The following is a 21,594-nucleotide window of genomic DNA, read 5'->3' on the forward strand; positions in this document are numbered from 1 at the left end:
GGCCACGTCGGGCGGGCCGCAGATGCGCTACCCGTCGGCGCGCCCGGCACCCGAGTCGCGCCCCCAGCCGGCGCCGCGCGCCATGCCGCGGCCGATGCCGGCTCCGAAACCCGCGCCGGAGCCGCGAGTGAGAACTACGTCACAAAACGAAACATCCGGCGACGAACGCTAGTTCCGAGGGCTTTTCCGGCATTGCGCCGCCCGGGTCGGCGGCGCATCCTACGCCCACGAACTGACCCAACGCGTCGCTTTGTGACGCAAGCGAAGCCCCCGCATCGCCTGTTCGGCGCCCGGCACCAGGTCCCCTGGATTCCCCCTGTTCCATGACCCGCCGGGCGCCGACTTTCTTCCCGGCGCGCCTTGAATCCCCAGGCTGCGCAAATCGCGGACAAAAAAAGGGCCTGGAGCTCCCCCCCGGGAGCTCCAGGCCCTGGCATCCCCACCGCGCGCCTGACCAGCCCCTGTTCAGTCTGGTCGACGCCCCCCGGCGTTGGCCGCGGTAGGTGCCATGGGGATAAAGCAGGAACCGTGCCAAGCCCCCGACGCGGGTGCAGGTCCGCCCCCGGCGCGGGATAATCGCGCCCCATGCCCAGGACCCCTTGCCATGCTCAGCCATGAGGTGATCGTGATCGGCGGCGGCCACGCCGGCACCGAAGCGGCGCTCGCCGCCGCGCGGGCGGGCGCGCGCACGCTGCTGCTCACGCACAACATCGAGACCATCGGCGCGATGAGCTGCAACCCGGCCATCGGCGGCATCGGCAAGGGCCACCTGGTGCGCGAGATCGACGCGCTCGGCGGCGCCATGGCCCGCGCCGCCGACCTGGCCGGCATCCAGTGGCGCACGCTCAACGCCAGCAAGGGCCCGGCCGTGCGCGCCACCCGCGCCCAGGCCGACCGCGCGCTCTACCGCGCGGCCATCCGCCGCATGGTCGAGAACCAACCCAACCTCACCGTGTTCCAGGCGGCGGTGGACGACCTGGTGATCGAAGGCGACCGCGTGCGCGGCGCCATCACCCAGTCGGGCCTGCGCTTCGACGCCGACGCGGTGGTGCTCACCGCCGGCACCTTCCTGGCCGGGCGCATCCACGTGGGCCTGGAAAACCATCCCGGTGGCCGCGCCGGCGACGCGCCCGCCACCACCCTGGCCCAGCGCCTGCGCGAACGCCCGTTCGCGGTGGACCGGCTCAAGACCGGCACGCCGCCGCGCATCGACGGCCGCAGCATTGATTACAGCGGCTTGGCCGAGCAGCCGGGCGACACGCCGGTGCCGGTGTTCTCCTTCCTGGGCAGTGCCGCCGACCACCCGCGCCAGGTGAGCTGCTGGATCACGCACACCTCCGAACACACCCACGACATCATCCGCGGCGGCCTGGACCGTTCGCCCATGTATTCAGGCGTGATCGAAGGCGTGGGCCCGCGCTACTGCCCCAGCATCGAGGACAAGGTGGTGCGTTTCGCCGACAAGGCCTCGCACCAGGTGTTCATCGAGCCCGAGGGCCTGGACACGCACGAGATCTACCCGAACGGCATCTCCACCTCGCTGCCCTTCGACGTGCAGCTGGCGCTGGTGCGTTCGATCAAGGGTTTCGAGGCGGCGGTGATCACCCGCCCGGGTTACGCCATCGAATACGACTACTTCGACCCGCGCGGGCTGAAGGCGTCGCTGGAAACCAAGGCCGTGGCCGGCCTGTTCTTCGCCGGCCAGATCAACGGCACCACCGGCTACGAAGAAGCCGCGGCGCAGGGCCTGCTGGCCGGCGTGAACGCGGCGCGTTACGCGCGCGGGCTGGAAGGCTGGTCGCCGCGCCGCGACGAGGCCTACCTGGGCGTGCTGGTGGACGACCTGGTGACGCATGGCACCACCGAGCCCTACCGCATGTTCACCAGCCGCGCCGAATACCGGCTGCAGCTGCGCGAGGACAACGCCGACGCGCGGCTCACGCCCGTGGGCCGCGAGCTGGGCCTGGTGGACGAGGCGCGCTGGGCGGCGTTTTCGCGCAAGGCCGAAGCGGTGGAGCGCGAGCGCGCCCGCCTGCAGGCCGTGTGGGCCGCGCCAGGCGGCGCGCTGGCGCGCGAGCTCGAGGCCGCCACCGGCGTGGCGCTGAGCCGCGAATGCACCGCGCTCGACCTGATGAAGCGCCCCGAGCTCGACTATGCCGCGCTCATGGCGCTGCCCGCGCTGGGCCCCGGCGTCGACGATGCCGCGGTGGCCGAGCAGGTGGAGATCGGCGTGAAGTATTCCGGCTACCTCGAGCGCCAGCGCGAGGAAATCGAACGCCAGCGCCGGCACGAGGACACGCGCATCCCGGACGACTTCGATTACGCCGGCCTGCCGGGCCTGTCGGCCGAACTGCAGGGCAAGCTCGCCCGCGTGCGCCCCGAGACGCTCGGCCAGGCGCAGCGCATTCCCGGCATGACGCCGGCGGCCATTTCGCTGCTGCTGGTGCAGCTGGCCAGGCGCAAGGGCCGTCGCGTCGCCTGAGGCGGCGCGGCCCGTTGCATGCCCGTCCGCACCCACCCGCTGCACCGGCGCTGGCTGGCGCGCCGCCGTCGCCTGCGCCGCTGGCTGCGGCCGCTGCCACGCCGGGCCAACGTGGCCCGCTACCCGGTGGTGAAGTGGTTCGCCGACGCCGCGCGCAAGCGGCCTTACCTGTGGTCGTTCAAGCGCAAGCACGTGCTGGTGTCGCTTTACGCCGGCGCGGTGCTGGCGCTGATGCCGGTGTACGGCCTGCAGCTGCTGCTGGGCCTGGCCCTGGCGGTGTGGCTGCGTGGCAACCTCACGGTGATGACGGCGCTGCAGATGGTCACCAACCCGCTCACGCTGGGGCCCATCTATTACGCCACGCATGCGTTGGGCGCCTGGCTGATCGGGCTCACCGGCTACGGCGAAGGCGCGGGCGCGCTCGGCACACACGTGAACGCGCTCGTCGTGGGCGGCGTGGTGGCGGGCCTGGGCTTCGCGCTGCTGCTGGACGTGGGCTGGCGCCTGCTGGCCTGGGAAGCGCGGCGTTTCCGCGCGCAGCTGGCGGCGCTGCACGCGCGCTTCGGTTACCGCCACGGTGACGCCGACGCCCCGGGCGATTAGATTGGCGGCATGAAGCCGCTGATCCTCGCCCTGCTTGCCCTCGCGCCCGCCGCGCCCGCCGCCACCGTTGCCGATTGGTCGATGCCGTCGCCACCGGGCTCGGCGCAGCCCAATCTTTCGCTCGCGCCCGACGGCGATTTGCTGCTGAGCTGGATCGAGCGGCGCGCCGGCGGCGGCCACCGCCTGGCCTTCGCGCGCCACGACGCCCGCACCGGCTGGTCGCCCGCGCGCACCATTGCCGAAGGCGGCGACTGGTTCGTGAACTGGGCCGACTTCCCCGCGCTGCAGGCCCTGCCCGACGGCAGCCTGTGGGCGCACACGCTGGTGAAGAACGCCGACGCCACCTACGCCTACGACGTGCGCCTGCAAAGCTCGCGCGACGGCGGCCAGACCTGGGCGGCCACCGCCCCGGTGCACGACGACGGCACGCCCACCGAACACGGGTTCGCCACGCTGTGGGCACAGCCCGACGGCCGGCTGGGCATTGCCTGGCTCGACGGCCGCCACACCGGCGGCGGCGGGCACGCCAGCCATGCCGGCCACGGCGGCCCGGGCGGCGCCATGACCCTGCGCGCCGCCAGCTTCGACGCCGGCGGCAAACGCGCCGAGCTCGAGCTCGACGCCAGCACCTGCGACTGCTGCCAGACCGACAGCGTGGCCACCGACGAGGGCGTGCTGCTGGCCTACCGCGACCGCGCCCCGGGCGAGGTGCGCGACATCGCCGTGGCGCGCTTCGACGGCCGCCAGTGGCATGCGCCCGTGATGGTGCACGCCGACCGTTGGGTGATGCCGGCTTGCCCGGTGAACGGCCCGGCCATCGCCGCGCTCGGCCGCCAGGCCTGGGTGGCCTGGTACACCGCCACCGGCGGCACGCCCGCCATCCGCCTGGCGCGCTCCGGCGACGCCGGCCGCACGTTCGCCGGCATGAAGGAGCTGGCCCGCGGCGAGGCCCAGCAGGGCCGGCTGGACCTGGCCGCCGACGCCCGCGGCGTCTGGGTGGCCTGGGTGGAGGAGCAGGGCGGCGCGCAGTCGCTGTGGCTGGCCCGGTTCGACGCCGGGCTGGGCACGGAACACTTCCGCCGCAAGGTCGCGGACATCGCCGGCCGCGGCCGCGCCACCGGCTTCCCCCGCCTGCGCCTGCGCGACGGCCAGGCCTGGCTGGCCTGGACCGAGGTAGTGGGCGGGGTACCACGGCTTCGTGGCGCCCGTGTTTCTGAATGACCCTACCCAGTGGTACGGATTTGCCCTTTGGATTAAGGTGGGGCGGCCTCGCCGGGGCGCACCCGGCCTTACATAAGTCCGAAGGAGTTGCACATGCCCCGTTTCAACCGTTTGGCTGGCGCGCTTGCCCTGGCGCTTGGCTGCGCCGGCGCGGCCCAGGCCCAGGAATTCAGCAACGTCGTCGTGTTCGGTGACAGCCTCAGCGACTCGGGCAACATCGCCCAGGCGCAGGGCCTGCCGGCCGGCTTCAGCTTCACCACCAACCCGGATCCGGTCGCCGCCGAGATCATCGCCGCGGCCTTCGGCCTGCAGGCGCGCAACTCGCTGGCCGGCGGCACCAACTTCGCCTGGGGCGGCGCCTGCGTGAACGCGGCCGCGCCCTGCCTCAACCCGGTGCCGAACATCGGCACGCAGGTGACGCAGTACCTGTCGCTGACCGGCGGCGTGGCCGACCCGAACGCGCTCTACAGCATCTGGGGCGGCGCCAACGACATCTTCGCCGCGCTCACGCTGAACCCGGCCAACGCCCAGGCGCTCACCGTGGCCGCGGCCACTGCCTACGTGCAGCAGATCGGCCGCCTGCAGGCCGCCGGCGCGAACTACATCATCGTCTATAACCTGCCGAACCTCGGCGCCACCCCGCAGTTCGGCTCCACCCCGAACGCCAGCGCGGTGTCGCAGATCACCGTGGTGTACAACTCGGCGCTGGCCACCGGCCTGGGCCAGCTGGGCGACGGCATCATCCCGATCAACACCTTCGGCCTGATCGGCGAGATCACCGCCAACCCGGGCCGCTACGGCTTCACCAACATCACCGGCACCGCCTGCCAGCCGGCCAACTCGATCGCCTGCGGCCCGGCCGGCTCCGGCCTGCCGGCGACCTACGCGCCGGGCGCCAACGAGACCTTCCTGTTCGCCGACGGCGTGCACCCGACCGGCGCCGCGCACGCGATGCTGGCCAACGTGGTGCTCTCCACCATCGCCGCGCCGGTGCAGTTCTCGATGGCGGGCGAAGCCGGCGTGCAGATGAACGAGAACCACGTCCGCGCCATCAACGACGAGATGTTCTCCGACTTCCAGCTCGACCGCGAAGTGGGCAGCGTGCGCGGTTACGCCACCGTGCAGTACGGCGAGCAGGACTACGACGCCAGCGCCGCCGTGCCGGGCGCCAGCGCCGACGTGATGAGCCTGTCGCTGGGCGCGAACCACCGCTACAGCGAAAACGCCTACTGGGGCGTGGCCGTCACCCTGGGCAACCACGACAACGACACCGGCATCGGCGGCATCGACGGCCGCTCGGTGATCGGCTCGCTGCACGGCACCCTGCGCTTCGGCGGCGGTGGTTACGTGCACGGCGCCATCAGCGGCGGCAGCACCAGCCTCGACCTGACCCGCTACATCCAGCTCGGCCCGTACACGCGCGAGGAAGCGGGCTCCACCAACGCCAGCCTGCTCGGCGCCGAGCTCGGCATCGGCTGGCTGTTCGGTTCGGCCTCGGGCCTCCAGCACGGTCCGTTCGTGGCGGCCTCGTGGGTGCAGCAGGAAGTGGACGAGTACGCCGAGGAAAGCGGCAGCGCCACCTCGATGAACTTCGCCGGCTTCGACCGCGATTCCATGGTCACCCGCGCTGGTTACCAGGTGATGGGCAACTACGAGAGCGTGCGTCCGTTCCTGCGCGTGGCCTACAACGAGGAAGGCGAGGACAACCAGGTGTTCGTGAACGCCGGCTCGAACTCGATGCCGGGCCGCTTCACCATGCCGGGCTTCACCCCGTCGAAGGACTGGATCAGCGCCGACCTGGGCGTGAACTGGCAGGTGGGCGAGAACGTCACCGCGTTCGCCGCCTACAGCGGCCGCCTGAGCGACGACCAGCAGGAGCGCAACAGCGCCAGCCTGGGCCTGCGCGTCACGTTCTGACCGCGAGCCACCCGCAACATCCGAAAGGCCGCCTCCGGGCGGCCTTTCTTTTTCAGCGTTCGGTGCGCCAGTTGAGGGAGGCGGCGTTTTCGTTGCCGGATTCGACGCTGACGTCGAAGCCGAGGGCGAGCAGGTACTTGAGCGTCACCACCTGGCCGCTGCCCACCAGCGAGACGCCGTAGCTGATGAACAGGCGCGGCGACAGGTACTTGCCCACGGTGAGCGCGGCGCCGCCGAGGTTGCGCGAATCGCTGATGCCGGCTTCGTCCAGGCCCAGGCGCGCGCCCACCTGCTGCGCCACCAGGTTGCCGCCCGCGCCCAGCGCCATGGCGGCGGCGTCGAGCTGCTGCGATTCGGCGCCGGTGGCGGTGCTCAGCGGCCGTCCGAACACCAGCCACGACAGCGCCTCGCTGGTGTCCATGGCCGGCCGCGAGGTGACCGTGGTTTCCGGCCGGCGCGCGGTGCCGCGCACCTGCACGCCCACGGTGACCTCGTCGAAGGCGCGTTCGGCGCGGATGTCGAGCGTGGGGTTGTCCACGGCGGAATCGGCGTAACCCAGGCGCGCGCGACGGATGCTCAGCGCCTGGCCGTAGGCGCGGTAGTCGCCGGTGACGTCGAGCGTGCCCGAGGCGGTGGCGGCGCGGCCCGGGCGCTGGCGCATGGCTAGGGTGCCGCTCATGCGGCCGTCGAGGCCGAAACCCTTCAGGCGCACGTCCTCGCCCAGCGCCACCGCGAAATCCAGGTCCAGCGGCAGCGCGCGGCCTTGCTCCGGGTCCACCGGGTCGAGCACCACCACGTCCGGCGACACCGAGGCGCTGGAATCGAGCCGCTCCAGGTCCACGCGCGCTTCGGGCACCACCACGCGGCCGCGCACCTGCAGCTGGCCCTGTTCGTAGCGCAGCGCCAGCGTGGGGCTGGCGATGAGGTAGAGCTCGGGCGTGCTGGCGAAGGTCACCTGTTCGCCGCCCAGCACCAGCTGCAGCGGGGCTTCCGGGCTGGCGAAATTCAGGCTGCCGTCCAGGCGCAGCCGGCCTTCGCCCGAGCGCACGCTGCCCGACAGCCGGGCCACGCCGTAGGGCTGGCCGCTGAGTTCGAACTCGCCCTCGGCCAGCTTCAGGCCCAGGCCGGGCAGTTCGGCGGCGAAGGCGGCCAGGCGGGCTTCGCCGCTGAGCGCGGGCTCGGCGCGCGTGCCGGCCAGCGTGAGACGGCCCTGCAGGCGGCCGGTGGGCGCGGCCAGGTCCTGCGAGAGCAGTTCGAGGAAGGTGAGGTCGCGCACGTCGAGCTGCAGTTCGCCGTCGAGCGGGGCGGTGTCGGCGAGGCCGGTGTCCAAACGCGCGGAGACGCGGCCGTCGTCGGCGAGGCTTGCGGTGAGCTCCGCCTGCAGCGCGTCGCCGGCCAGGGTGAAGCCCAGACGCAGGGCTTCGTAGCGGAACACGTCGCGCTCGGATTCCGGATCCAGCCTCAGCACGCCGAGCGGCGAGGTCGCCTCGCCCTCGCCGCGCCAGGCGCCGTCGCGGCCGCGCTGCAGTTCGGCGCGCAGCGCCACCACGCCATCCAGCGACAGCGGCACGCCTTCGTCGGTGGGCAGCCAGGGCTGGGCCAGGGCAAGCGGCAAGTCATTGCCGTCGAGCGTGACGCGCTCGCCGGTGGCGGCGATGCAAAGCCGGCCCGCCGTGTCGCCGGCGCGCAGGCAGCTGCGATCGAGCTGCAGCACGCCGGTGCCCACGCGGAAGGCGGCGCGGTCCTCCAGCGTGAGTTCCGGCCCGACGCTGGGCTTGAACTGCAGCGCCGACAGCACGCCGGCCCACGTGGCGCCCTCGCGGCCGACGTCGCCCGCCAGCTGCAGTTGCCCGTGTTCGCCTCGGGCCTGCGCCTGGAGCGCCAGCTGGGCCTGGCTGCCGCGTGCGCGCAGCGACAGCGTGTCGGCGCGCACGCCGCCGGCGTCCACGCCCGTGCCTTCCACGCTGAAATCGCCGCCCTCGCCGCGCGCGGGCAGCTGGCCCGAGAGCGCGAGCGTCTCGGCGCGGTAACCGTCCCAAGCCAGCGCGCTGCCGCGAAGTTCGGCGGACACATCGGGCGCGGCCGCCGGGCCCTGCAGCGCGAAGCGGCCCTCCACCCGGCCTTCGCCGCCGGCCAGCACGTCGGCCAGCTGCAGCGGTTCGAGCTGTACCTGCAGGTCGTAGCGCTGGCCGAAGGCGCCGCGCGCCAGCACCGCGCTTTCGCCCAGGCGCAGCGCGGCTTCGCCCTGGCCCTGGCCGGCCTGCCAACTGGCGTTGGCGCGGCCGGCGACGGCGCGCTGGCGCAGTTCGCCGCGCAGGTCTTCGAGCGTGAAGGCGCCCTGCCAGCCGGCTTCGTCCTTGATGGCCTGCAGGTCGAGCGCACCGCTGAGGCGGCCGGGGTAGTCGGGCAGGAAATAGCCGGGGTCGAGTTTCTGCAATGCCACCTGCAGGCCCAGTTCGAAACGCGGCGACCAACGCACGCGGCCGCTGCCCTCGAGCGCGCCGCCGGGCGTGCCGGCGCGCAGGGCGTCGAGGCGCAGGTGCTCGCGGTCGCCTTCGCCGGCCACGCGCAGGCGGGCTTCTTCGCCGTTGCGGGCGAGCACGGCCTCGCCTTCCAGCGTCCAGTCGTCGGCGACGCCGCGGGCCACCAGTTCGCCGCGTGCCTGCACCGGCAGCGCACCCGGTTCGCCGGCGGCCGGTTCGAAGCGCAGGCCCTGGCTGCTGATGCGCAGGTCGAAGGAATTCGTGGCGTCGAGCTTGGCGTCGCCCACCACCCGCACGCGGCCGCTCTCCAGCACCAGGTCGAGCGGGTCGACGCGCAACACGTCGCCGGACAGCGAGAGTTCGGAGGGTTCGATGGTGAGGTTCGTTTCGCCTTGGCCGCCTTCGCCCGACAGCGTGGCCGCGGGGCCCACGCCGTCCATCTGCAGCGCGAAGCGCAGCGGTTCGTCGGGCGCGGCGCCCAGCAGGGCCGGGGCGAGGCCGTCGGAGTTCGCCGTGATCTTCCAGCGCGGCGAGTCGCCCTTGCCGTTGGCCAGCGTGGCCTGCAGCAGCAGCGGTTGCGGCGCGTCGCCGCGCACGTCCAGCGCCAGCGCGTCGAGCTTGCCCTGCAGGCTGAACTGAAGCGCGGCGGCCGGCGCTTCGTCGGTGGCGTCGCGGGCGAAAGTGCCGGTGAGCGCGCTGCGGAAGTCGCGGGCCGGGCGGTATTCGCCCTTGAGGCTGGCGCGGCCGAGGTCGCTGTCCACGCGCAGCTCGCCGAGCGCGAAACCTTCGTCCACCAGGTGCAGGCCGCGGGCTTCGAGCGTGCGGATGTCCACGCGCCGAACCTCGCCCTGGAACACCTGCAGTCCGCGTATGTCCACGCGCGCGCTGCGGATGTCGAGCGGCAGGGGCAGGCGCGGCAGCACCTCGGGCCACTCGGGCAGTTCAAAGGGTTCGTCTGCCGACGCGGGCAGCGTCAGCACCGCGCCCTCCAGTTCCAGCGCGTCGAGCTGCAGGCGGCGGCCGAGCACCGGCAGCAGGTCGGGGTCGAGCATCAGGCGCTTCACGCGCAGCTCCACTTCGCCCTGCCGGTAAACCGCGTCGTGCAGCACCAGCGGGCCGCGCACGCTGCCTTCGGCGCGTTCCCAGGTGAGCGCGCCGGGTGGAAGCAGGCCAGTCACCTGGCCAAGCAGCGTATCGCGGCCACTGCCGGTGAGCAGCAGCCACGCCAGCACCGCGCCCAGCAGCGCGCCGCCCGCGAACGCCAGCCACAGCGCGCGCCGCGACCAGCGGTGCAGGCGCGAACGCGGCGGGCGGGCGGCGGCCGGCGCGCTCACAGGTCGGGCCCGATGTTGAGGTGCAGTCGGATCGACTGCTGCGCGTCGCCGCCGAAGCCGTGCGCCACGTCGATGCGCACCGGGCCCACCGGCGAGCGCCACCGCAGGCCGACGCCGGCGCCCACCTGCGGGTCGAAGCTGCCGTCGCCGTCGAAGGCGTCACCCGTGTCCACGAACACCGCCGCGCCCCACTCGCGGGTGAACATGCGCTCGAACTCGGCGCTGGCCACCAGCAGGTGCTTGCCGCCGAACACGTAGCGGCGGCCGTCGGTGCCGGTGATGTATTGGCCGATCTCCTTGTAGCCATAGCCGCGCACGCTGCGGTCGCCGCCGGCGTAGAAACGCAGCGAGGGCGGGAAGTTGGGGAAGTCGCCGCTCACCGTGGTGCCGGCTTCGCCGCGCAGCAGCAGGCGGTGGCGACGGCCGAAGCTGCGGATCCAGCGGCCTTCGGCGCGCACCTGCAGGAAGTCGATGTCCGAACCGAAGGCCGACGAGCCCGCGCGCAGCTCCATCGTCAGGCCACGCGCGGCGCGCGGGTAGAGCGGGTCGTCGCTTTCGCTCCACTGCGCCCACAGCGACGGATAAACCAGCGTCGAGTACGCGTAGTCGAAGCCGGTGGCGGCGTCCTCGAAGCGCTCGCGCCGGTAGTTCAGCGCCGCCAGCAGGTTCCAGTTGCCCAGCCGGCCGCTGCGGCTGCCCACCACTTCGAGCAGCTCGTTGTTGATGCCGTCCACCTCTTCCTGGCGCAGCCTGGCGCTGGCGGTGTACCAGCCGTCGAGCCACTTGAAGGCGGGGATGCGGTACTGCGTGGCCAGGTCGTTGCGGCGCTGGGCCAGGCTGAGCAGGCTTTCGAACTTGTGGCCGCGGTCGTTCAGCCAGCGCCGCTCCAGGCCGCCGGTGAGGCCCAGGCCGGAATCGGTGCCGAAGCGCACGCCGGCCGAATAGACGCTGCGCTTGGCGGGGCTGAGCGCCACGGTCACGGGCACCTGTTTGTCCTGCGCGTCGTCGGGGCGCGGGCGGATGTCGATGGCGGCGAAATAATCGAGCTCGGCCAGCGAGGCCTGCAGCGCCAGCAGTTCGGCCTGGTCGTAGGGCTCGCCGGGTTTCCACGGCACCAGGTGTTCGAGCAGGCCGGGGCGGAAGGGGTGGCCTTCGAGCGTGGCTTCGCCCAGCGTGTAGCGCTCGCCGCTGTCCCAGGCCAGGGCGATGTCGGCGGCGTGCTCGGCGCGGCTGACGGTGACCTGGTGGGTGTCGAGCCGGGCGTCGAAATAACCGCGTGCCGCCAGCGCCCGGTCCATGTTGGCCTTGCCGGTCTCGTAGGTGGCGTGGTCGAACACCTGGCCCTCGCGCGGACGCAGGCGCTGCAGGCGGCGGGCCAGGGTGGCGTCGGCTTCGGCGGCGCCGGTGAGCGCGAGCTCGCGCTTGCGTACCTTCACCGGTTCGCCCGGCGTGATGGCCACGCGCACGGTGATGCGTTCGCCGTCGCGTTGGACTTCGGTTTCGACCTGGGTGTCGTAGTAGCCGTAGGGCTCCATGGCCTGGCGCGCTTCGCGCGGGATGCGGCGCAGCAGGTAGGACAGGCGGCTTTCGGTGAGCGCCTTGCGGCGGTTGGGGTTGAGGCGGTGCAGGGAGAGCGCATCGAGCACGTCGTCGTGCTGTGCTTCGTCGTCGATGCCGGTGACCCGCACGGCCACCAGTTCCAGCGCCGCCGCCGGCGCGGCCACGCACAGGCAGAGCAGCAGGACGGCCAGCAGGCGGGCGGGGGGCGCGAAGGGCATGCCGGGACAGCATAACGGGTGCCGCAAGGCCGGCCCGGCAAGGTTTCGTGAGGGAAGGCTTGCCATCGGCACCACTGGTAATGATAATGATTCGCATTAGCTAGCCGCTTCGGCCCAGCCAACGACCCCTTCCCAAGGACCGAAGCATGTCTCCTCGTCCCTCCCCGGCGGCCCGCGCGGCCGTCCCGCATCCGCTTTGCCTGGCGCTCGCGCTGGCGCTACCGGCCGCTGCCAGCGCGGCCCCGGCGCCCACCGAACTCGAGACCGTCGAAGTGACCGGCGAGCGCGTGGACAAGCCCGCCTCGCCCAAATACACCGAGGCGCTGCTCGATACGCCGCAGACGATCACCGTGGTCGACCGCGCCACCATGGACCAGCAGGGCCTGCTGGGCCTGCGCGACGTGCTGCAGACCTTGCCGGGCATCACCTTCGGCGCGGGCGAGGGCGGCGGTGGTTACGGCGACTCCATCACGCTGCGCGGCTTCAGCGCCAGCGCCGACGTCACCGTGGACGGCGTGCGCGACAGCGCCCAGTACACCCGCAGCGACAACTTCAACCTTGAGTCGGTGGAGCTGGTGAACGGCGCGAACTCGGCCTACTCGGGCGCCGGTTCGGTGGGCGGCAGCATCAACCTGGTGAGCAAGGCCGCGCGCCTGGAGGACTTCGCGCAGGCCACGGCGGCGCTGGGCACCGACGGCTTCCGCCGCCTCACCGCCGACGTGAACCAGCGCCTCGGCGACGGTAACGCCCTGCGCCTGAACGCGATGGTGCACGAGAACGACGTACCCGGCCGCGACCATGAGCGCTTCGAACGCTGGGGCTTCGCGCCCTCGCTGGGGCTGGCGCTGGATTCTGACACGCGCCTCACGCTGTCGGCTTTCGTGCAGCGCGACGACAACCTGCCGCAGTACGGCCTGCCGTATTTCCCGGCCTACGGCGGCGTGCTGCCGGGCGTGGACGAGGAAGGCTACTACGGCTACCACAACGTGGACCGCCAGGAGATCGCGGCCGACAGCGTGACCGGCCTGTTCGAGCACGACTTCAGCGAGCGCGTGCAGCTGCGCAGCCTGGCGCGCTGGCAGCAGGTGGCGCAGGACTCGATCGTGGATGCGGTGCAGGGAACGTGGTGCCTCGAGGACGGAGTCAATCCGGCCACCGGCGCCGCCTGTTCGCCCGCCGGCAGCTACCTGCCCAGCGGCCCGCGCGGCTACCGGCGCCAGACCGAAAACGCCCTGGCCACCAGCCAGACCGACCTCACCGCGCGCTTCGCCACCGGCGCCGTCAGCCATGCGCTGGTGGCCGGCGCGGCGTTCACGCACGAGACCTTCGAGCTCGACACCGGCAGCGTGCTGCGCAATGCCGACGGCAGCCCGGTGGCGCTGCCGCGCATGGACCTGTCGAACCCGGATTCGCACTGGGCCGGCCCGGTGAATTACTTCCGCACCGGCCGCAGCGAGGGCACGCTGTCGAACCAGGCGCTGTACGTCTTCGACACGCTGGGCTTCGGCGAGCGCTGGAAGCTCAACCTCGGCGCCCGCTACGAGCACAACGCCGGCGACACCACGACCTACGCGGTGAAAACCTACACCGCGCCGGGTGCCGCCAACCCCAGCCCCGACAACGCCGGCCTGGGCACGATCCTCGGCAAGAGCGCGGTGTTCGAAAACGAGGAAGACCTGTTCTCCTGGCGCGCCGGCCTGGTGTACAAGCCGGCCGAAAACGGCACCGTTTACCTTTCCTACGCCAACAGCAAGACGCCGTCGAAGGCATCGGTCAACGGCGCCTGCACCGCGCAAACCTGCGGCGTGGAACCGGAAACGGCCGCCAACCTCGAGCTCGGCAGCAAGTGGGACCTGCTCGACGGCCACCTGGCCCTGAGCGCCGCGCTGTTCCGCAACAAGCGCCAGAACTACCGCGTGGCCGACTTCGACCCGGCCAACCCCACGGGCGAGCAGCAGCTCGACGGCCGCGCCCGCGTGGACGGCATCGCGCTGGGCATCGCCGGCCACCTCACCGAGGCCTGGTCGGTGTTCGCCAACGCCACCTGGCTCGACAGCGAGGTGCTGCAATCGGTATCCGATTACTGCCTGGACAACCCCGGCCAGAACGGTTGCACCAACACGCCGGCGGACCCGGACCCGACGCGGGGCGACCGCATCATCAACACGCCGGAAACCTCCGCCAGCCTGTGGACGACCTACGCCATCGCCCCGGGCTGGACGCTCGGCTACGGCGTGACCTACCAGGGCGCCTTCGATGCCGGCCGCGTCGCCGGCCTGCCCGACGTGCCGTCGTGGACCACGCACCGCGCCATGGCCGCGTACGCGGTGAACAGCCAGCTGAGCCTGCAGCTGAACCTCAACAACCTCACCGACGAGAAGTACGTCACCCGCGTGCGCAACAACGGCTGGGCCACGCCCGGCGAGGCGCGCTCGGCCGTGCTGTCGGCCACCTACCGGTTCTGACGGTCGCGAGGCTTCCATGCTGCTGCATGTCCCGAACGTGCTCTCCGCCGACGAGCTGGCGCACTTCCGCGCCCGGCTTGCCACCGCCGCCTGGGCCGACGGCCGCGCCACCGCCGGCTACCAGTCGGCCCAGGCCAAGCACAACCTGCAGCTGCCGGAGAGCGACCCGGTGGCCCGCGAACTCGGCGGCCGCGTGCTCGACGCGCTGGGCCGGCACCCGCTGTTCTTCAGCGCCGCGCTGCCGCGCAAGATCTATCCGCCGCTGTTCAACTGCTACCGCGGCGGGCAGTCCTTCGGCTTCCACGTGGACAACGCCGTGCGGTACGACCGCGGCGGGGCGCGGCCCGAGCCGGTGCGCACCGATGTGTCGTCGACGCTGTTCCTGAGCGGCCCCGACGAGTACGACGGCGGCGAGCTGGTGATCCAGGACACCTACGGTACCCAGCGCGTGAAGCTGCCGGCCGGCGACCTGGTGCTTTACCCGGGCACCAGCCTGCACGAGGTGACGCCGGTGACGCGCGGGGAGCGCATCGCCAGCTTCTTCTGGACCCAGAGCCTGGTGCGCGACGCCGGCCAGCGCCGCGAGCTGTTCGAGCTCGACCGCGGCATCCAGGCGCTCACCGCCGCCGCGCCGGGCCACGCCGGGCTCGTGCAGCTCACCGGCGTGTACCACAACCTGCTGCGCCGCTGGGCCGAGGCCTGAGGCCACCGCATGCTGCGCAAGATCCTGTTCCAGACGCACTGGTTCCTGGGCATCACCGCTGGTCTCGTGCTGGCGCTCGTCGGCGTGACCGGCGCGCTGCTGTCTTATGAGGACGCGCTGCTCAAGGTGCTCAATCCCGGCGTGATGACGGTCGAAGCCGGCGGCCGTGCGCCGCTGCTGCCTTCCGAGCTGCTGGCGCGCGTGTCGGCGACGGAGCCGGGCAAGACGGTCCAGTCGCTCACGCTTTCCGCCGATGCCCGCGATGCGGCGCGCGTCGGCTACGCCCCGGCGCCGGGCGCCCCGCCAGGCCCGGGTGGTCGCGCCCGCGGCGAAATGCGCTGGCTCGATCCCTACACGGGCGAACTGCTGGGCCAGCCGCGCGGCGAAGGTTTCTTCCGCTTCACCATGCAGCTGCACCGCTGGCTGGCGGCGGGCGCGTGGGGCAAGCAGGTGGTCGGCGCCTCGACGGTGGCGCTGGTGTTCTTCTGCCTCTCGGGCCTGTACCTGCGCTGGCCGCGGCGCTGGGCCAGCCTGCGCGCCTGGTTGCACCTGGACACGCGGCTGAGCGGGCGGCGTTTCCTGTGGCACCTGCATTCGGTGGTGGCCACCTGGCTGCTCGTGCCCTACCTGGTGATGGCGCTCACCGGCCTGTGGTGGAGCTACGGCTGGTACCGCGAGGGCGTGAATTCGCTGGCGGGTTCGCCGGCGCAGGCGATGCGCGGCGGGACGGGCGCCGCACCCACGGGTCGCGATGCGGGCCCCGCGCCGGTGGTGGACGTGGCGGCGGCATTCGTCGCCTTCGATGCCGAGGTGCCCGCTTGGTCCACCCGCACGCTGCGCCTGCCCGCCGCCGCGGGCGCGCCGGTCGAATTCAACTACCAGGACCCGAACCCCGCGCACGAACGCGCGAACCACCGCCTCGCGCTCGACGCCGCCACGCTCGCCGTCGCCGCGCACGAGCGCTTCGACGACAAACCCGCGGGCCAGCGCTTCGTCGCCGCCATCTTCCCGCTGCACAGCGGCAGCTACTTCGGCTGGCCCGGGCTGCTGCTGTTCTGCATCGCCAGCCTGGCGATGCCGCTGTTCACCGTCACCGGTTTCCAGCTTTACCTCGACAGGCGGGCGAAAAAACGCGCCGGCGTGGTGCGCCGGCGCGAGCGTGAACTGGCCCTGGCGAAACGGTCAGCCGGCTGAGAGCTGCTCCACCGCCGCCACCGCCGCGAAGCGGTCGGCGATGAGCTTGAGCAGGGCCAGGCGGTTGTCGCGCAGCGCCGCGTCTTCGGCCATCACCATGGTGCGGTCGAAGAAGTTGTCCACCGGCGCCTGCAGCGCGGCCAGGCGCTTGAGCGTGCCGACGTAGTCGCGCTGCGCCAGCAGCGGGTCGGTGTCGGCCAGCGCGGACGCGAGCGCATCGTGCAGCACCTGCTCGGCCGGCTCGGCCAGCAGCGAGGCGTCCACCACCGGCGGGATCGAGCCTTCGACCTTGCGCAGGATGTTGCGGATGCGCTTGTTGGCCGCGGCCAGCGAGGCCGCCTCGCGCAGGCGCGCGAATTCGGCGATGGCCTTGAGGCGCTTGTCGAAGTCGAGCAGCGAACCCGGGCGCACTTCCGCCACCGCGTCGAACTGCGTGCCCGGCACGCCCTGTTCGGCGTAGTAGGCGCGCAGGCGCTCGAGGATGAAGTCGTAGAGCTCGGTGCTGGGCGCCCAGGTGAGTTCGCGCGGCAGGCCGGCGTTGGCGTCGTCGAGCAGGGCGCCGAGGTCGAGGTCCATCTGGCCTTCGATCAGCGTGCGGGCCAGGCCCTGGGCGTTGCGGCGCAGGGCGAACGGGTCCTTGTTGCCGCTGGGCTTGAGGCCCGCGGCGAAGCCGCCGGCAATCGTGTCCAGGCGGTCGGCCACGGCCAGCAGGCGGCCCAGCGGCGAGGCGGCGATGGCGTCGCCGGAGAAACGCGGCGCATAGGCTTCGTCGATGGCGTCGGCCACGTCGGCCGGCTCGCCCGAGGCCAGCGCGTAGTGCCGGCCCATCTTGCCCTGCAGCTCCGGGAACTCGCCGACCATGCGGCTGAGCAGGTCGCACTTGGCCAGCGAGGCGGCGCGGTTGGCCTTGAGGCTGTCGGCGCCCAGGGTCTCGGCGATGATGCCGGCCAGGCGCGCCACGCGCGCGGCGCGGTCGGCGTAGCTGCCCAGCTTCTGCTGGAAGGTGACGGTGGCCAGGCCGGTCATCCAGGCGTCGAGCGGCTGCTTGAGGTCTTCGTCGAAGAAGAACTTGGCGTCGGCGAAACGCGGGCGGATGACGCGCTCGTAACCCTTGCGGATCTCGGCCGGGTCCTTGGACTCGAGGTTGGCGATGCCGATGAACTTCTCGCTGAGCTTGCCCTCGGCGTCGAGCACGGGGAAGAACTTCTGGTTCGTCTCCATGGTCAGGATCAGCGCTTCCTGCGGCACGCGCAGGAATTCGCGCTCGAAGCTGCACAGGATGGCCTTGGGCCATTCCACCAGGCAGTTCACTTCCTCGAGCAGCTCGGGCAGCACGCGGGCCTGGCCGCCGGCTTCCTTCGCGGCGGCGGCGATTTCGGCGCGCACGCGCTCGCGGCGTTCGCGCGGGTCGGCCAGCACCTTGGCCTCGCGCAGCGCCTGCAGGTATTCACCGGCGTCGTTGAGCCACACCGGCTTGGCGTGGTGGAAACGGTGGCCGCGGCTCATGCGGTCGGATTTCAGGCCCAGCACTTCGCCCGGGGCCACGTCGCGGCCCAGCAGCATCACCAGCCAGTGCGCCGGGCGAACGAAGGCGTAGTCGCGGTCGCCCCAGCGCATGGGCTTGGGCACCGGCAGCGCCTTGAGCGCTTCGGCGGTGATCTCGGCCAGCAGGGTGGCGGTGGCGGCGCCGGGGCGCGAGGAGCGCGCCACGAAGCGCATGCCCTTGGCGTCGGTGACGCGGTCGAGCTTCTCCCACTCGATGCCGTTCTTCTGCGCGAAGCCCAGCAGCGCCGGCGTCGGCTTGCCCTCGGCGTCGAGGCCGATGTTGGTGTACGGCCCCAGCACTTCGGAATGCTGCACCGGCTGCTGGGTGGCCACGGCCGGCAGGAACACGGCCAGGCGGCGCGGCGAGTACAGCGGGCCGGCCGGCAGCTGGCCGGCATCGGACTTCACCTCGATGCGGCGCGCGGCCAGGCCCTTGAGCACGCCGTCGTAAAAGGCCTGGGCCAGTTCGGGCAGCGCCTTCGGCGGCAGCTCCTCGGTGCCCAGTTCGATCAGCAGCGGCAGGAAATCAGCCATTCGCGGCCTCCTTGGTCTTCTTCAGGCCCGGGAAGCCGAGCTTCTCGCGCTGGGCGTAATAGGCTTCGGCCACGCTGCGCGACAGGGTGCGCACGCGCAGGATGTAGCGCTGGCGCTCGGTGACCGAGATGGCGCGGCGGGCGTCGAGCAGGTTGAACGAATGCGAGGCCTTGCAGACCTGCTCGTAGGCCGGCAGCGGCAGGCCCAGTTCGACGAGCTTGAGCGCCTCGCGCTCGCAGGCGTCGAAGCGGTGGAACAGCTCCTCCACGTCGGCATGCTCGAAGTTGTAGGTGCTCTGCTCGACTTCGTTCTGGTGGTAGACGTCGCGGTACTGCACCGGCGTGCCGTCGGGGCCGACGGTCCAGACCAGGTCGAACACGTTGTCGACGTTCTGCAGGTACATGCACAGGCGCTCGAGGCCGTAGGTGATCTCGCCCGTCACCGGCTTGCACTCCAGGCCGCCGGCCTGCTGGAAGTAGGTGAACTGGGTCACTTCCATGCCGTTGAGCCAGACTTCCCAGCCCAGGCCCCAGGCGCCGAGCGTGGGCGATTCCCAGTTGTCCTCGACGAAGCGCAGGTCGTGCACCAGCGGGTCGACGCCGAGCGCCTTGAGCGAACCGATGTAGAGGTCGAGGATGTCGTCGGGGTTGGGCTTGAGCACCACCTGGTACTGGTAGTAGCGCTGCAGGCGGTTCGGGTTCTCGCCGTAGCGGCCGTCGGTGGGGCGGCGGCAGGGCTGCACGTAGGCGGCGTTCCAGGGCTCGGGGCCGAGCGCGCGCAGGAAGGTGGCCGGATGGAAGGTGCCGGCGCCGACCTCGAGGTCGAGCGGCTGGATCAGGACGCAGCCCTGTTCGCCCCAGTACTGGTTGAGGCGCTGGATCAGCTCCTGGAAGGTCGGTGCGGTCATCGCGGTTTCGCCCTGTCCAAAGCGCGCTAGTATAGCCGCGACCCGCGTCCCTGCTTGTTTTGCGCCCGATGAAGCCCTTCCTGATCCTCGAGACCGGCGTCCCCATCCCCAGCCTCCGCCGCCACGGCAGCTTCGGCCACTGGATCCGGGTCGCCGCCGGCCTGCATGGCCGCCAAGTGCACCAGGTGCGGGTGCTCGACGGCGAGCCGCTGCCGTCCGCGTCCGACTACGCCGGCGTGCTGGTCACCGGCTCGGGCGCCATGGTCACCGAACGCGCCGACTGGAGCGAACGCAGCGCCGACTGGCTGCGCGCCGCCGCCGAGGCCGGCCAGCCGCTTTTCGGCATCTGCTACGGCCACCAGCTGATCGCGCATGCGCTGGGCGGGCAGGTGGACTACAACCCGCGCGGCCGCGAGATGGGCACGGTGCCGGTGTCGCTGCACGCCGAGGCGGCGGGAGACCCGCTGTTCGCCGGCCTGCCCGCGCGCTTCGACGCCCACACCACCCACCTGCAGACCGTCACTGCGCCGCCGCCCGGCGCGCAGGTGCTGGCGGCGTCGGAGCGCGACGACTGCCAGGCCTTCCGCTGGGGCGAGGCGGCCTGGGGCGTGCAGTTCCATCCCGAGTTCAGCACCGGCATGATGCGGGGCTACATCCACGCCCGTTCCGAGGCGCTGGCGAAGGAAGGCACCTGCCACGCCAGCCTGTCGAAGGCGGTGCGGCCGGCGCCGCTGGCGCGCCGCGTGCTGCGGCGCTTCATCCACCAGGCGCACCGGCGCGGCAGGCAAGAAGGAACCCGATGAACATCCGCAAGATCGACACCAACGACGTCATCGCCTGCTTCACCCGCGCGGTGGACCTGGGCGGCCGCAATCCCAAGGCCGTGTTCGGTGCGGCGCTGCTGGCGCTGGTGGTGGTGTTCGGGCTCGGCATGTTGGTGATGCTGGCCGCCATCGTGGTGGCGGTGGGCACGGGCTTCGATCCCAAGTCGGCCGGCCCGGCGGCGGCGCTGGCCCTGGCCGCGCCGATCATGCTGCTCTACATGGTGCTGATGCCGGTGCTGGGCGGCGGCATGATGCACGTGGTGCACGAATCCGAATCCGGCCGGCCGGTGTCGGCGCTGGGCGTGTTCGCCGGTTTCCGCGGCGGCCGCCTGCTGTCGCTGGCGGGCCTGGCCGTGCTGCCGCTCGCCGGCCTGGCGCTCACCCTGCTCAACTACCGCGTGTTCGGCGGCCCCACCTACTTCGCCGAGTACACGGCCATGATGGAGGCGGCGATGCAGGGCGCGCCGCCGGTGCCGCCGGAAGCGCGTTCGCCGGCGCTGATGTTCATCGTCGGCATGCTGCTGACGGCGCTGCAGAACCTGCTGCAGCTGGTGACGGTGCCGGCGGTGCAGCTGGGCCGGCGCAGCACCCTGGGCGCGATCGCCGACGGCCTGGCCATGGTGCGGCACAACCCGGGCCCGAGCCTGCTGCTGCTGGTGCTGGGCTTCGCCGCCATGCTGGCGGTGGCGCTGGTGATGGTGGTGGTGGCGCTGGTGCTGGGCGTGGTCGCCGGGCTGCTGCCGCTGCTGGGCGTGCCGCTGGCGCTGCTGGTCATGCTGGCCTTCGCGGCGGTGCTGGTGGTGGTTTACACCGGCGTGTCCTACTTCGCCTGGCGCAGCCAGTTCGCGCCGGAGGACCCGGCCGCGGGCCCGCCGCCGGTGCCGGCCCAGTTCGAGGCCTGAGCCCGGTTCAGGGCAGGCCGGTGGCCAGGGCTTCGAAGGCGAGCACCGCGTAGAACGTGGCCACGGCGGCGAAGGCCGCCAGCAGCGCGATCGCCTGCGCCCACAGCCAGCGCCGCGCGCCTGGCGGCATGGCCGCTGCAGCACCGGGGGCCAACACCACCCGGGTCCCGCTGAGCAAGTCGTGCAGGGCGCGGTGGTCGGCGCGCCAGCCCGCCATGGCGTGGCCCAGGTGCAGCAGGCACCAGGACGGGATCCCCGCCAGGAAACGCAGCGCCACCCGGCCCGGTCCCGGCCGGCCGCCGTCGCGGCAGGCCACCCGCAGGCCAAACAGGCGCTTGCCGGGCGTGGCCTGCCAGGGCGAGGCCTCGAACGCGACCCACCAGGCCGCCGACAGCGCGAACAGCACCGCCATGGCCACCAGCGCGGCGTGCAGCCAGGCGCCGGCCAGGTCGCCGAGGGCGGCGCGCAGCGCGGGGTCGTTCGTCCAGCCGGGCAGGGCCTGCAGCGGGTCCAGGCCCTGGCCCATGGCCGCGTCCGCCAGCTCGAACAGGCGCAGCTGGAGCTTCGACAGGTGCAGGTCGGTCTGGGCCAGCCAGCGCTGGCCGGTGCCCCAGAGCAGCGGCACCGAGAGCGCCAGCGGGGCCAGCGAATCCAGGCTCCAGGCGGCGTAGCGACGCCAGAACCCGGCCGGCGTGGCCATGG

General features: G+C 72.2%; 14 protein-coding genes. 9 read left to right on the forward strand and 5 right to left on the reverse strand.

The genetic code is table 11. The annotated features are described in order from the left end of the window. Window positions 1–604: 604 nt before the first annotated feature. From mnmG to N790_RS01525, 4 genes are all read left to right on the forward strand, one after another. Complete coding sequence (mnmG, locus tag N790_RS01510; protein ID WP_043799957.1) at window positions 605–2,482, forward strand: tRNA uridine-5-carboxymethylaminomethyl(34) synthesis enzyme MnmG; 1,878 nt, start codon at window positions 605–607, stop codon at window positions 2,480–2,482. 18 nt (window positions 2,483–2,500) lie between these two features. Further along, window positions 2,501–3,085, forward strand: coding sequence for a DUF2062 domain-containing protein (locus N790_RS15045; RefSeq protein WP_052385586.1), 585 nt, complete (start codon window positions 2,501–2,503; stop codon window positions 3,083–3,085). A 9-nt stretch (window positions 3,086–3,094) separates the two neighbouring features. Next, window positions 3,095–4,306, forward strand: coding sequence for a hypothetical protein (locus N790_RS01520; RefSeq protein WP_052385587.1), 1,212 nt, complete (start codon window positions 3,095–3,097; stop codon window positions 4,304–4,306). A gap of 93 nt (window positions 4,307–4,399) precedes the next feature. Next, the gene (locus N790_RS01525) at window positions 4,400–6,223 is read left to right on the forward strand and encodes an autotransporter domain-containing protein (RefSeq protein WP_043799958.1); all 1,824 of its coding nucleotides are present in this window, start codon (window positions 4,400–4,402) and stop codon (window positions 6,221–6,223) included. Window positions 6,224–6,275: 52 nt separating this feature from the next. On the opposite strand, the gene N790_RS01530 is transcribed toward N790_RS01525, so the two are convergent. After that, entirely contained in the window at window positions 6,276–10,040 is a 3,765-nt protein-coding gene (locus tag N790_RS01530) for a translocation/assembly module TamB domain-containing protein (RefSeq protein ID WP_043799959.1), read from the reverse strand. Next, the gene (locus N790_RS01535) at window positions 10,037–11,818 is read right to left on the reverse strand and encodes an autotransporter assembly complex protein TamA (protein WP_043799961.1); all 1,782 of its coding nucleotides are present in this window, start codon (window positions 11,816–11,818) and stop codon (window positions 10,037–10,039) included. The genes N790_RS01530 and N790_RS01535 overlap by 4 nt, the downstream gene beginning before the upstream one ends. Window positions 11,819–11,964: 146 nt before the next feature. On the opposite strand from N790_RS01535, the gene N790_RS01540 reads away from it, so the two are divergent. From N790_RS01540 to N790_RS01550, 3 genes are read left to right on the forward strand one after another with little or no spacing between them, the layout of a single operon-like run. Then, window positions 11,965–14,283 (forward strand): TonB-dependent receptor, encoded by a 2,319-nt coding sequence (locus N790_RS01540; protein ID WP_043799962.1) that lies wholly within the window; start codon window positions 11,965–11,967, stop codon window positions 14,281–14,283. Between the two features lie 16 nt (window positions 14,284–14,299). After that, complete coding sequence (locus N790_RS01545; RefSeq protein WP_043799964.1) at window positions 14,300–14,986, forward strand: Fe2+-dependent dioxygenase; 687 nt, start codon at window positions 14,300–14,302, stop codon at window positions 14,984–14,986. 9 nt (window positions 14,987–14,995) lie between these two features. After that, complete coding sequence (locus N790_RS01550) at window positions 14,996–16,180, forward strand: PepSY-associated TM helix domain-containing protein (RefSeq protein WP_052385588.1); 1,185 nt, start codon at window positions 14,996–14,998, stop codon at window positions 16,178–16,180. Here the strand turns inward: N790_RS01550 and glyS are convergent. Further along, entirely contained in the window at window positions 16,169–18,259 is a 2,091-nt protein-coding gene (glyS, locus tag N790_RS01555; RefSeq protein WP_043799965.1) for a glycine--tRNA ligase subunit beta, read from the reverse strand. The genes N790_RS01550 and glyS overlap by 12 nt on opposite strands. Continuing rightward, a complete protein-coding gene (gene glyQ, locus N790_RS01560) occupies window positions 18,252–19,166 on the reverse strand; it encodes a glycine--tRNA ligase subunit alpha (protein ID WP_043799966.1) in 915 nt (304 codons plus the stop codon). The genes glyS and glyQ overlap by 8 nt, the downstream gene beginning before the upstream one ends. 68 nt (window positions 19,167–19,234) lie before the next feature. On the opposite strand from glyQ, the gene N790_RS01565 reads away from it, so the two are divergent. Both N790_RS01565 and N790_RS01570 read left to right on the forward strand, forming a co-directional pair. Next, window positions 19,235–19,969 carry a glutamine amidotransferase gene (locus N790_RS01565; protein ID WP_043800008.1) on the forward strand — a complete coding sequence of 245 codons (735 nt, stop codon included), beginning with the start codon at window positions 19,235–19,237 and terminating at the stop codon, window positions 19,967–19,969. Then, entirely contained in the window at window positions 19,966–20,892 is a 927-nt protein-coding gene (locus N790_RS01570) for a hypothetical protein (protein ID WP_043799968.1), read from the forward strand. The genes N790_RS01565 and N790_RS01570 overlap by 4 nt, the downstream gene beginning before the upstream one ends. 7 nt (window positions 20,893–20,899) lie before the next feature. Here N790_RS01570 and N790_RS15050 read toward each other — a convergent pair whose 3' ends face one another. Beyond that, window positions 20,900–21,592 carry an RDD family protein gene (locus tag N790_RS15050; RefSeq protein WP_052385589.1) on the reverse strand — a complete coding sequence of 231 codons (693 nt, stop codon included), beginning with the start codon at window positions 21,590–21,592 and terminating at the stop codon, window positions 20,900–20,902. Between the last annotated feature and the right edge of the window lie 2 nt (window positions 21,593–21,594).

It is taken from the genome of Arenimonas malthae CC-JY-1 (assembly GCF_000747075.1).
Lineage (GTDB): Bacteria > Pseudomonadota > Gammaproteobacteria > Xanthomonadales > Xanthomonadaceae > Arenimonas > Arenimonas malthae.

What these genes read in the sequence shown, in the direction of transcription:
- N790_RS01525 (WP_043799958.1), top strand. Translation starts at nt 4,400, where the DNA reads ATGCCCCGTTTCAACCGTTTGGCTGGCGCGCTTGCCCTGGCGCTTGGC.
- N790_RS01540 (WP_043799962.1), top strand. Translation starts at nt 11,965, where the DNA reads ATGTCTCCTCGTCCCTCCCCGGCGGCCCGCGCGGCCGTCCCGCATCCG.
- N790_RS01565 (WP_043800008.1), top strand. Translation starts at nt 19,235, where the DNA reads ATGAAGCCCTTCCTGATCCTCGAGACCGGCGTCCCCATCCCCAGCCTC.
- N790_RS15045 (WP_052385586.1), top strand. Translation starts at nt 2,501, where the DNA reads ATGCCCGTCCGCACCCACCCGCTGCACCGGCGCTGGCTGGCGCGCCGC.
- glyS (WP_043799965.1), bottom strand. Translation starts at nt 18,259, where the DNA reads ATGGCTGATTTCCTGCCGCTGCTGATCGAACTGGGCACCGAGGAGCTG.
- N790_RS01550 (WP_052385588.1), top strand. Translation starts at nt 14,996, where the DNA reads ATGCTGCGCAAGATCCTGTTCCAGACGCACTGGTTCCTGGGCATCACC.
- glyQ (WP_043799966.1), bottom strand. Translation starts at nt 19,166, where the DNA reads ATGACCGCACCGACCTTCCAGGAGCTGATCCAGCGCCTCAACCAGTAC.
- N790_RS01545 (WP_043799964.1), top strand. Translation starts at nt 14,300, where the DNA reads ATGCTGCTGCATGTCCCGAACGTGCTCTCCGCCGACGAGCTGGCGCAC.
- N790_RS01570 (WP_043799968.1), top strand. Translation starts at nt 19,966, where the DNA reads ATGAACATCCGCAAGATCGACACCAACGACGTCATCGCCTGCTTCACC.
- N790_RS15050 (WP_052385589.1), bottom strand. Translation starts at nt 21,592, where the DNA reads ATGGCCACGCCGGCCGGGTTCTGGCGTCGCTACGCCGCCTGGAGCCTG.
- mnmG (WP_043799957.1), top strand. Translation starts at nt 605, where the DNA reads ATGCTCAGCCATGAGGTGATCGTGATCGGCGGCGGCCACGCCGGCACC.
- N790_RS01535 (WP_043799961.1), bottom strand. Translation starts at nt 11,818, where the DNA reads ATGCCCTTCGCGCCCCCCGCCCGCCTGCTGGCCGTCCTGCTGCTCTGC.
- N790_RS01520 (WP_052385587.1), top strand. Translation starts at nt 3,095, where the DNA reads ATGAAGCCGCTGATCCTCGCCCTGCTTGCCCTCGCGCCCGCCGCGCCC.